This window comes from Mesorhizobium sp. WSM4850 (assembly GCF_055811735.1).
This window is the reverse complement of sequence record NZ_JBVVPV010000047.1, coordinates 38,008-47,925: the sequence shown is the minus strand read 5'-3', so window position 1 is coordinate 47,925 and position 9,918 is coordinate 38,008. Positions and strand designations below refer to the sequence as shown.

Sequence of the window (9,918 nt, the reverse complement as noted above, 5' to 3'; positions counted from 1 at the left end):
GATCCGGAGCTTTTTTGGGGCATTCGCGGTGGCGGTGGGAATTTCGGTGTCATAACCCGCTTCAGGTTCCGGCTGCACCAGCTTGGCCCGGTGGCTGTCGGCCATTGGACGTACCCGATGGCCGACGCGCAACGCGCAATCACCGGCCTCGGCGATTTGGCTCGACGACGCCCGCGAGAATTCTCCGTCGCTTTTACTCTCACGCGAGGAGGCTTGAGCGTGACTGCGGTGTGGGTGGGCGACAGCAGGCGGGCGGATCAGATGCTCTCGCCCTTCGGCGACCTTGCAGGTATGGGTGAAGGAGAGATGGGCGCCATGCCGTTTCTTCACCTGCAAAGTCGTAACGACGCTCATTTCGCCTGGTCACGCCGGTATTACGCGAAAGGTGGTTTCTGGTCGGATATCACCGGGGACGTAGTGGATGCCATGCTGCAGCAGATTGCCTCGGCACCAACCAAGGATTGCGAGTTCTACATAACGCAGCTTGGAGGCGCCGTTGCGGACGTGCCGGAAGGAGACACCGCTTATTCCGGAAGGCAGGCTGGTTATTACTGGATTGCGGAGCCCGTATGGGACGTTCCGGCAGACGACGAGCGTTGCATCGAATGGGGCAGGTTCGCAGCAGGGCGCTTGGCCGATCGGTCCATAGCCGCCAACTATGTCAACGAGCAATCCGATACTGCCATTGCTTCGGGTGCCTATGGAGCCATCAAGTATGATCGGCTCAGACACTTGAAAACTCGGTTCGATCCCTCCAACCTGTTCCGCCTCAATCAGAATATCTTGCCGTTCGCGGCCACGCCGGAGTGATCTGGGCACCGCATAGGCGGGCTCGGCCTGCCGAGCACCGGCTGCGCGCTATAGGCTGAACCCTAAACAAACGGCTTCAGCCGGACCGTCGCAATCTTGCGGCCATCAAATGGAAGCGTACGAGCGGCGCTGCAATCGCAAACCATTCTGCATCGGAGTGTCTTGCGAAGACTCCCAGCGCGACAGTACCAGCAAGGATCATCGCCTCGCGGGCGCGTATCAGCCGCTCGTCGTCGTAGATATTCAGTCCGGTAACGGGATCGAAGCTTTGCTTCCGCTTCTTGAAGAATTCGATTTCCTCATCAGATGCCGACTGGATCGTCCCATCCTTCTTGACGGTGATGATGCGACCGAAATTGACGGTTGGCGTCCGTTCATAGTTGATAAGGGCATGGATATCCTGGTTGCGTTCCCCTTTGGCCAGCAATGCCTTGACGATACGCTTCTCAAGGGCGGTCAGCCCTTGTCTCCAGCCATGGTTCTCCCCCGAGAAACTGCGTGACGGATCAGGAACGGGAGTTGTAGCGCCTAAAGTCGCACAGATGAAGTCAGGCACGGGTTATGAGGATCGAAAAGACCTTGAGTAGGCAACGCTCAAGAGCATAACGCCCGCCTACGAAACCATCTCGATGTTTCTCGACAAGCCAACTACCGTTGTTCCGAATATCAAAGAGCGGCAAGACGCTCGAGTGTGAGCTACAGTTCCGGGGCCGTAAGCGGTCAGTCGGCATTCGACCGAAGTCTCCCCAATGCGGACGGAGGGCGGGCGGGCTGCAACGGTGCATCGGCAGCACGAGATGATTCGATCAACCTGCGACGGCGGCTGTGTCAGGTCTGGGCGTAACGGACGGTGGCGTCAGCCCGATAATGTCGTCCTCTCCCGGCGTGGTCTTCCGCGACGCGCCCACGCGCCACGTGTTCTCGATCAGGCCTTCCTTCGCCAGCTCCGCGCAGACCTGCTTGGCGTCCGTCTTCCGCAGCATGAAGGTCTCGATCATGGCCTGCCAGACGGCCTTGAACGGGAACGCGCGGCGCTCCCTGCGCAGCTCGTCGAGCAGCCAGTCCTTGGCTGCGATCCGGAAGGCCTTCACCTGCGCCTCGATCGGCAGCGGGGGTATTAGGCCCGCCATGGCGAAGATGTCCGTCTGCCCCGTGACGGCCTCCCTGATGGCCTGCTTCGCCTCGTGCCGGCGCAAACCGTGGGCCTTCATGGCGGCGAACTCGATCTCCCGGTAGGTGGCGAGTCCTTCGGGGCTCCGGCTCCCGTACACGATCGAGAAGTGCTGCCGGTCCGAGAGCTTGTCGATGGGCGTGGAGAGCACGTATCCGAACTCGCCCGCCTTCCGGAACTCTTCCGCGAACAGGATCTGCACCGCCTCGTGCCTGGGCAAGGTTGGGTTGAGCCTGCTCCGCCAGTCCTTCCCGAGGATGCCGTCGAACGACGCCGTGATCCGGAGGTCGTCCCAGGCGGTGAACCTGTTGATGAAGTCGAACATGTAGTTCAGCAGCACCTCGCCGGGCTGGTGCTGCATGATGCGCCGGATGCGGTCGAACTCGTATCCGGTCCATCCCGTCGGATCGATGAAGGTGAGCGCGAACGACGCGCCGACCACCTTCATGATGTCGTCGACGGCGTCTTCGAACTTGCCGTGGAAGGCGTGGACGTAGAAGCCGCTGGCCGGGTCGTGATGGTCCATCACGGCCGCGTGGAGCTGGGAGTACGCCTTCGCCTTTTCCTCTACGAAGAAGCAGCGGATGGTCTTGCTCTTCCCCTGCGCCCTGAGCTGGGCCTGCGCGTCCTTCAGGACCCGTATCGCGATCATGAAGGAAGTGTCGGAGTAGTCGTCGGTCCTTGATTCCCAAGGTCCGGAGAAGCCGTCGACGTAGGTCAGCGTCGGATATCCTCCGAGGAGGAGCTTGAAGGCCAGGGACTGAAGGTATTTCTCGAGGATGAAGTGCTTGGCGAGCGTCTGCGCGCGGCCTGCGTATTCGGGTTTCATCTGCCTCCCACCCTATTCAGCGGCGACCGATACTCCTCCCCGAATCGGACTGACGCAAGGTAACTGGCTCCATTCCTTGCCGTCCAGCGTCCTTCCACCGCTTTTCGGCCTTATCCCACCCCACTGCTTAAAGAAGAACGCGATCCCGGCCTCGTTGCATTGGTCGCGGACCTCCCTTACCCAGTTCGGGTCCATGGCCCGCGCGCGCGGTCCGCTCTCTCCGCCCACGATGACCCAGTCGATGCCGTCCAAATCCATGCGGCCCATAGGCCCTATCAGCGGCTCGACTGATAGGAACCGGATCGAGGCATTCATCTGCCGCATGTGCCGGATGCGAGACTTGCGGCTGCCGTCCTCCACTGACGTTCCAAGCCAGATGTGTGAGGGCGCGGCGTCGTCCGCGTAGCGCCTGTTCACGTAGTCGCGCATGCGGGAGCTGCGCTTCGTCAGAATCTGGAAGGTGTGCCAGTGCGCCTTTTCCATGGTCTCGAAGACGCGGTCCACGAACGGGAACGGAACCTTCTTGTGGAAGAGGTCGCTCATGGAGTTCACGAAGATCATCTTCGAGGTCTTCCAGGAGAGCGGCGCCAGCAGCCGTTCCGGACGCAGCATGAGGTCGAAACCCTGCTCGAAGGGATGGTCCGGCGTGCCGCGGAAGCGCTCGGAGAACCGCTCGGCGTAGCAGTTGTCGCAGCCGGCGCTGATCTTCGTGCAGCCCGTTACCGGGTTCCACGTCGCGTCCGTCCATTCGATTGCCGTGGTGCCGGCCATGCGAGCGCCTTGGAACATAGTGAGAACACATAATGCGGCACGGCCGGTTAGGGAAGTGTTAATGCTAACGAATCCTTCCAGCAGTGCCTCGCAGGCCGACGACAAACTAAACCCTGTCCGAAGCGGGGCCGGTAGCCGATCGGCAGCTTGCTGCGCTGGAAACGTGACAGCGGACACGTCGGTTGGTAAGCAAGATGCCTGCCAATGGACATCGCCGCGCGGCGTAAATACCATCGGCTGAACCCGCCTCTAAAGCATCATCCAATGTCAGATGAACGCACCAAACGCCGCCTTGCTTGCATCGTCGTTGCAGACGTCGTCGGCTTCTCGCGGCTTATGGAAGCCGACCAAACAACCACGCTTGCGGTATTGAAGGAGCGGCAGCAGACAATTTGGGAGCCGATAGTACGCAGGCACGAGGGTCGGATTGTGAAGCTTATGGGAGACGGAGTGCTTATGGAATTCGCCAGCGCCGTGAATGCGGTGGAAGCGGCGCTGGCGTTGCAGGAAGAAATGAACAAAGCCAACGCGCATCTCAGCGAGGATAAACGCGTCCTTGTGCGTATCGGCATCAATCTCGGTGAGATCGTTGGCGAGGGTTCGGACGTCTACGGCGACGGCGTCAACATAGCCGCGCGGCTGGAAGCGTTGGCGGAACCAGGCGGCATCTGCGTCTCGGCCAAAGTGCGCGATGAATTGCGTGGCAAGAGCTCTCATGTCCTAACGGATATGGGAGAGATCGAGCTCAAGAACATCGCCCATCCGGTGCGCGTGTTCCGGGTCTCACAACACTCGGCGCCCGAATCCGTGGGGCCAGTGCTTCCCCTTCCCGAGAAACCGTCAATTGCCGTCCTGCCTTTCACCAACATGAGTGGCGATCCCGAACAGCAATATTTTTCCGACGGCATCACTGAAGATATTATCACCGACCTGTCACGCGCCCGCGCGCTTTCCGTAACCGCGCGGAACTCTTCGTTCCAGTATCGCGACAAGAGCTTCGATGTGCGTCGGATCGCGCGTGAACTCGGAGTGCGCTATGTGGTCGAGGGGAGCGTCCGAAAGATGGGCAGCCGGATCCGCATCACGGCGCAGTTAATTGACGGGGGTTCAGGCAATCACGTTTGGAGCGAGCGGTTCGACCGAAACATCGAAGAACTATTCGAGGTCCAGGACGAGGTAACCCGCACGATCGTTGGAACCGTGGCGGGCCGGGTGGAGGACGCTGAGATCCAGATCGCCTCCAGGCAAACTGACAGCCTGCAGGCCTATGACTGCCTTCTGCGTGGCATCCAGCATTTGCGCGGCATCGGCCCAGAAAACAACCGTCGTGCTCGCGAGCTGTTCGAGCAGGCGGTGTCCCTTGATCCCAAATACGCACTCGCGCACGCATATCTTGCTCTGTCGCTTCTGGTCGAAAACAACTACGGCGCTGCGCCAGATTTGATCAAACAGCAGGCGCTGGCCGTAGCCACGACTGCGGTCCGATTGGATCCGCTCGAAAGTCGATGTCACACCTTCCTCGGACAGATCCACCGATTCCGCGACGAGTACGATTTGGCAATATTGCACCTGGAAAATGGTGTGGCGCTCAATCCGAATGACGCCGTTGGCGTTGTTCATCTGAGTTCAGTGCTTGGCGTCTCTGGCCGTGCCGAAGAGGGCGTTGAATTTGCCCGTCGAGCCCTCAGGCTTGACCCTCATGTAAAGTTCGCCTGGGGCACTCTCGCCTTCTGCTTGTATGCTGTGAGGCGCTACGAAGAAGCCTTGGCCGCCAACCGGAAACTCGGGCCCGAGAAGTCGCTATGGGCAATGGCGCGAGAAGCAGCCTGTCTGGCGCAACTCGGGCGCCTCGATGAAGCCCGGTCCCAAGCAACCGACGTGCTCCGGTGCAAGCCGGGATTTAGCGTACGGGCCGAGATGCCTCACTACAGATATCCTGCCGACGCCGAGCACCTGCGCGAAGGCTTACTGAAGGCGGGTCTTCCCGAGTGAGGTTAACATCCGGCCTGGGGCCGGAAACGGAAAGTCTGCTTTCGGGAACCATTTGCGAAGAGCAGCCGTTCCGTTCACGACCTCTCAGCAGACCTCCCGGCTCGCCGGCAGTGGAGATAGGATGAAGGTCAGCGACTGCTGGTTCGCTGGACTGACTCCGCAGCAACAGGCGATGAACTCTACTCGGTCTCGGCGTCCCCTTCATCACCATCCCCGGCCGCGGCGGCACAGTGCCGCCACGGCTGTTCCTTACGCCGGCTTCGCGGCCAGCCGTCTTAACGCCGCCAGCCCAAGCACCGGCCCGGGCACCAGCATCACGAAAACATACTGCGGTCCGGCGGTTTCAATCAGCCAGTCAAGCAGCGCGATGGAAACGATCGTGATCGAGAAGCCGATGCAATTCGCGATCGTCAGCGCCGAGCCGACGAGCCTCGGCGGGGCGAAACGGGCGTTGAGCGTGGAGAATTGGGGCGAGTCGCCGACAACGACCACGCCCCAGAACAACAGGAAGGCGAGGAACACCGGCAAGGGCGCCAGGAACGCCAGCGGTGAGACGAGGCAGCACAGGCCGGACGCCGACAACTGCATATAGGCAATGCGCGCGCTGCCGATCCCCCGCGAAAGGTAGCCGCCGACCATGCAGCCGAGAAAGCCGGTGGCGATCGCCGCGAAGCTCCACATCGAAACCGTCGCGCCGTCGCTGCCAAGTCGCGCCGCCAGCAGCACCGGCAGGAACGCGTAGAAGGCGTAGAGCTCCCACATGTGGCCGAAATAGCCGAAGGCCGACGCCCGGAAATCGACCGAGCGGAAGATCGTCGCGAATGCGGCCGGGTCAAACTTCGCGCCCGCTCTGAGCTGCGGCCCGTCCGGCACGAGAAAGAGCATCGCCAGACCGCCGGCGATCGATACCGCCGAGACCGACAGGATCACGCCCTGCCAAGGCAGATCGCCGCCTAGGCCGCGGATGAGATGGGGAAATGCCGTTCCGAGCACCAACGCCCCGACCAACCAGCCGAGCGCGAGCCCGAGGTCGCGGTCGTACCAGCCCGACGCGATCTTCATGCCTACGGGATACATGCCGGCGAGAAAGAAGCCGGTTGCGAACCGAGCCGCGAGCAGGGGCAGAAACTCGCCGCCGCTCGCCAGCGTCGCCGCATTGGCCGCCGCGCCGGCGAGCGTGGAAAGGAAGAAGATGATGCGCGGCGAGTAGCGGTCGGCGATCGCTAGCCAGGCGAAGACCAGCGTACCGGCGATGAAGCCGAGCTGCACGGCGATCGTGATGTCGCCGACGGCGGACGCCGGCAGGCCGGCGCTGCGCTGCAGGTCGGGCATCACCGCATTGCCGGCGAACCACAGCGAAGTCGCGGCGAACTGCGAGATGACGATCGTCGGCAGGATGCGGGCAGGAACGGCGGGCAAGGCGGAATCCTCGTCATGACGTTTGGAATGGTTCCTAGCACGCTGTGCCGCACGGCAGCAGTGACAGGTCGCCGGCGGTTTGCCAGCCAGTCCTTCGCGGCCGCCCGCGGGGAAGAACGCCACGGCGGCGGCTTGTCACCATTTGCTGCTCTCGCGCCTTGCGGGAGCGAACCGCGATATGATCAAAGCGATGCGGCGACGGCCGGCGGAATGATCGAGATGAGGCGCGTTGCTGCTCGGCAGCCTGGGGCCGCAAGCGGACTGGCAGCTTCTAGCCTCGCAAGCAAGATACCGGACGTTTTTCAGCACAGCAGCGGCATAAGGGTTAAATCGAACGGCTGTCATATGCCCAATGCAGCAGAGCCTGGCGCTGACGCGGCCGGCACCAGCAGTCCCCAGGCTCGCAGGCTCGGCGAAGCTGCGCGATATGGCGGCGAATAGCTTTCCAACGGGCGATCTGTCGCTCGTCCTCGCCGGGCATGCGACGACCTTGCTGGTAGCGGCAGTACCACTGGAACCAGCCACGCGGATCGTCGGGGTGTATCCATCCCTTGGCTCGCCAGACGATGAGCGGTTGGCTGGCGTCGACACCGAAGAAGTTAAGTGACGGATCTTTTCGCAGCGACGACAGCCGGGCCTCTGCAAACCAGCTGTTGGGGAATTCGTCGCGACAATCGGTCATGTACTTGCCGCCGAACACGCCGAGCGAGAGCATCTCGGCGGGTGTCAAGTCTGGCCGGAAGCGCCGCGAAACTCACCCACGCCAGGTAAGGAAAAAGCAGCAAGGCAGCAGCCGCATTAACGGGGTGAAACATTATAATCGTCGCCAGGATCGCAGCCCAAAGCACCATGATCTCCACCAGGGCCAGCCCGGGTCGGTGAAGTCCAAAAAAGATCGGCGTCCACGCAGCATTCAGCAGAAGTTGGACTGCATAGACACTGAGAGGCAGTGCTGCGCCGGCAATGCCTGCTTCTAGCCATACGAGCCAGCCCGACAGTCCGATCGATGCATAGAGAACCGTCCAGACCGGGGCGAATAGCCAATCGGGCGGGCGCCATCTTGGCTTGTCGAGCTGCTTGTACCAGTCGCCTGGCCTAAAGATCACGCCGGTAGCCGCCGCAGCGAAGCTCGCGACCTCGAAGGCGACCAGCACGAGGAGGGAATGCATGTCCATCCGGCAAAAGATGGAGGGAACCGCCGACGAGGCAAGCGGGTCCCTCCGAAGGCCCTATCGGTTCTGGCCAGCAGCGAACTCGCCGGAACTCTTTGCAGAAAACAGGGGGGTGATCTGCCAGGCCGCCGATAGCCCTACCAGGATGTAAACGATCCGGGCGAACCCCGAGCCAGCCCCGAAGATGGCGGCCACGAGGTCAAAGCTAAATAGCCCGACCAGCCCCCAGTTCAGCCCGCCTACGATTACGAGGATGAGCGTAAAAATGTTGATGAACTTCATGGTTCTTCTCCAGGTCGAGGGATGAGGGGTCAGCCTTCCGGCGGCATGATCACCTTGTCGATGACATGGATGACCCCGTTCGAGGCAGCAAGATCGGCAGCAGTGACGGCGGCATCGTTGACCTTGACGGTGGAGCCCTCGACTTCGATGTCGATCATTTTGCCATTTACCGACTTCGCTTCATCGATACCCGCCACGTCCGCAGCCATCACCTTACCCGCGACCACATGGTAGGTGAGGATCTCAGTGAGCTTTTGCTTATTCTCCGCCTTCAGCAGGTTTTCGACGGTACCGGCCGGCAACTGGGCGAAGGCTTCATCGGTCGGAGCAAAGACCGTGAACGGACCCGTCCCTTTGAGAGTGGCGACCAGGCCTGCCGCTTCGAGCGCGGCACCCAGCGTCTTGAATTGACCCGCTTCCATGGCGGTGTCGACGACATCCTTCTCCGCGGCGAACGTGCTGACGCTGCTGCCGAGCGTGACCGCCGCAGCAAACAGAATGCTTTTCAACTTCATGGCATATCTCCTCTTTATGACCGGTGCGGGATGCCCGTCATGGCTTTCATTTGGAGCAAATTCGTTTTCTTACCACTCAAATTTTCGTGACCAGAAAGAGAATTCTCTTGTGAAGATAATATCGTTGGCATAGTTTCCCGAAACGAAAAGGAGTTTTGCCACGTGCTCTCCGACACGCTTTCTAACGAGCTCCAGCGCTACTCGATCGGCCCTCGTATCAAGGCACTGCGTCTGAGAAAGAAGCTAGGGCTGGTGCAGTTGGCCGGGCATACAGGGCTCTCGCCTGCGATGCTGTCGAAGATCGAGCGCGGGCAGATGTTTCCAACGCTCCCCACGCTGCTTCGGATCGCCATGGTTTTCGGCGTCGGCCTCGATCACTTCTTTAATGCAGACAAGGAGGAGCCGCTCATCGTGGTCGTCCGAAAGAAGCAGCGTCTCAAACTTCCCAGCCCTCCGGGCGAAAAGCACCCGGCCTATCTATTCGAAAGCCTGGACTATCCCGCTTCTGACCGCCGCATGGAGGCGTTCTACGCCGAGTTCCCGGTTGATTCGCCGCCCTCTGAGCCCCATCAACATGGCAGCGCTGAGTTCATCTACGTGCTCAGCGGTCGGCTTATAGTCAATGTGGATGGCAAGGAGGCCGCGCTGGATACGGGGGACGCTGTATATTTCGACTCTAGCGTTCCGCACAATTACCGCCGTGAAGGCACGGAAATTTCAACCGCTATCGTTGTGACTTCTTCATAGGCCGCCGTTAACTGAACACTCCTGAAACTCATCCCTATGCATTGCCAGCGTTGGTGGAGGAAGTCGGCTTTCAGGTGGGGAGCCGCGGGTAGTCAACGGCCGAGATGGGCGCATTGCTGCTCGAGAGCATAGTGGGGCCGCCAACGGACAGTCCGCTCTTGAATTCAAGTATGAAAAGTAGCCGTTCAAGGCGAGCGGGCCGCTCAGCGA

General features: G+C 60.9%; 9 protein-coding genes and 2 pseudogenes. 3 read left to right on the top strand and 8 right to left on the bottom strand.

The annotated features are described in order from the left end of the window. Positions 1-117: 117 nt before the first annotated feature. The gene (locus AC0L2Z_RS29655; protein WP_473630029.1) at positions 118-810 is read left to right on the top strand and encodes a BBE domain-containing protein; all 693 of its coding nucleotides are present in this window, start codon (positions 118-120) and stop codon (positions 808-810) included. Between the two features lie 76 nt (positions 811-886). Here AC0L2Z_RS29655 and AC0L2Z_RS29650 read toward each other — a convergent pair whose 3' ends face one another. The 3 genes from AC0L2Z_RS29650 to AC0L2Z_RS29640 all read right to left on the bottom strand — a co-directional run bounded on the left by AC0L2Z_RS29650 (position 887) and on the right by AC0L2Z_RS29640 (position 3,581). Further along, positions 887-1,366 carry a hypothetical protein gene (locus AC0L2Z_RS29650; RefSeq protein ID WP_473630028.1) on the bottom strand — a complete coding sequence of 160 codons (480 nt, stop codon included), beginning with the start codon at positions 1,364-1,366 and terminating at the stop codon, positions 887-889. A gap of 250 nt (positions 1,367-1,616) precedes the next feature. Beyond that, positions 1,617-2,810, bottom strand: coding sequence for a three-Cys-motif partner protein TcmP (gene tcmP, locus AC0L2Z_RS29645; protein ID WP_473630027.1), 1,194 nt, complete (start codon positions 2,808-2,810; stop codon positions 1,617-1,619). 12 nt (positions 2,811-2,822) lie between these two features. Continuing rightward, a complete protein-coding gene (locus AC0L2Z_RS29640; protein ID WP_473630026.1) occupies positions 2,823-3,581 on the bottom strand; it encodes a DUF5131 family protein in 759 nt (252 codons plus the stop codon). Positions 3,582-3,785: 204 nt separating this feature from the next. Between AC0L2Z_RS29640 and AC0L2Z_RS29635 the strand changes: the two genes are divergently transcribed. Next, positions 3,786-5,573, top strand: coding sequence for an adenylate/guanylate cyclase domain-containing protein (locus AC0L2Z_RS29635; RefSeq protein ID WP_473630025.1), 1,788 nt, complete (start codon positions 3,786-3,788; stop codon positions 5,571-5,573). Between the two features lie 249 nt (positions 5,574-5,822). Here AC0L2Z_RS29635 and AC0L2Z_RS29630 read toward each other — a convergent pair whose 3' ends face one another. From AC0L2Z_RS29630 to AC0L2Z_RS29610, 5 genes and pseudogenes are all read right to left on the bottom strand, one after another. After that, a complete protein-coding gene (locus AC0L2Z_RS29630) occupies positions 5,823-6,992 on the bottom strand; it encodes an MFS transporter (protein WP_473630024.1) in 1,170 nt (389 codons plus the stop codon). Positions 6,993-7,317: 325 nt separating this feature from the next. After that, positions 7,318-7,734: pseudogene (locus AC0L2Z_RS29625) on the bottom strand (hypothetical protein); the annotation flags it as partial. 1 nt (position 7,735) lies between these two features. After that, a pseudogene (locus tag AC0L2Z_RS29620) lies at positions 7,736-8,161 on the bottom strand (TspO/MBR family protein); the annotation flags it as partial. Positions 8,162-8,221: 60 nt separating this feature from the next. Further along, the gene (locus tag AC0L2Z_RS29615; protein ID WP_473630023.1) at positions 8,222-8,446 is read right to left on the bottom strand and encodes a DUF378 domain-containing protein; all 225 of its coding nucleotides are present in this window, start codon (positions 8,444-8,446) and stop codon (positions 8,222-8,224) included. Between the two features lie 29 nt (positions 8,447-8,475). Then, a complete protein-coding gene (locus tag AC0L2Z_RS29610; RefSeq protein ID WP_473630022.1) occupies positions 8,476-8,961 on the bottom strand; it encodes a fasciclin domain-containing protein in 486 nt (161 codons plus the stop codon). A gap of 162 nt (positions 8,962-9,123) precedes the next feature. On the opposite strand from AC0L2Z_RS29610, the gene AC0L2Z_RS29605 reads away from it, so the two are divergent. Beyond that, positions 9,124-9,708, top strand: a complete 585-nt coding sequence (locus AC0L2Z_RS29605) for a helix-turn-helix domain-containing protein (RefSeq protein WP_473630021.1) — start codon at positions 9,124-9,126, stop codon at positions 9,706-9,708. Positions 9,709-9,918: the final 210 nt, after the last annotated feature.